This window comes from Mesorhizobium sp. WSM4849 (assembly GCF_055811385.1).
This window is the reverse complement of sequence record NZ_JBVVPW010000127.1, coordinates 1-358: the sequence shown is the minus strand read 5'-3', so window position 1 is coordinate 358 and position 358 is coordinate 1. Positions and strand designations below refer to the sequence as shown.

Below are 358 nucleotides of genomic sequence, written 5' to 3'. Positions count from 1 at the left end.
GACCCTTGCGCGAAGTTCAGCACGCCCGACGTCTTGTAGATCAGCACGAAACCGATGGCGACAAGCGAATACATGACACCAGAGAGCAGGCCGCCGACCAGCACTTCGATGACAAAGAGGAAATCATAGTAGCTCATCAGATGTCCTCGCCATTCCCGCCCTCGGCGGTGCCGATATAGGCCCGGATCACTGCCAGATCGGCCCTGACCTCGGCTGGCGTCCCGTCTGCGATCTTGCGGCCGTAGTCGAGCACGGCGACCCGGTCGGAAAGCCCCATGACGACGCCGATATCGTGCTCGATCAGGATGATGGTGACGCCGTGTCGGTCGCGCGCGGCGCGCACAAACCCGGCCATCTC

1 protein-coding gene and 1 pseudogene are annotated in these 358 nt (G+C 62.3%); both read right to left on the bottom strand.

The window, feature by feature from the left end; genetic code table 11:
* Positions 1-137 (bottom strand): annotated as a pseudogene (locus AC0L3L_RS36515) (branched-chain amino acid ABC transporter permease); the annotation flags it as partial.
* A partial coding sequence (locus tag AC0L3L_RS36510) for an ABC transporter ATP-binding protein C-terminal domain-containing protein (protein WP_473642228.1) occupies positions 137-358 on the bottom strand: 222 nt, incomplete at its 5' end. The pseudogene AC0L3L_RS36515 and the gene AC0L3L_RS36510, both read right to left, overlap by 1 nt.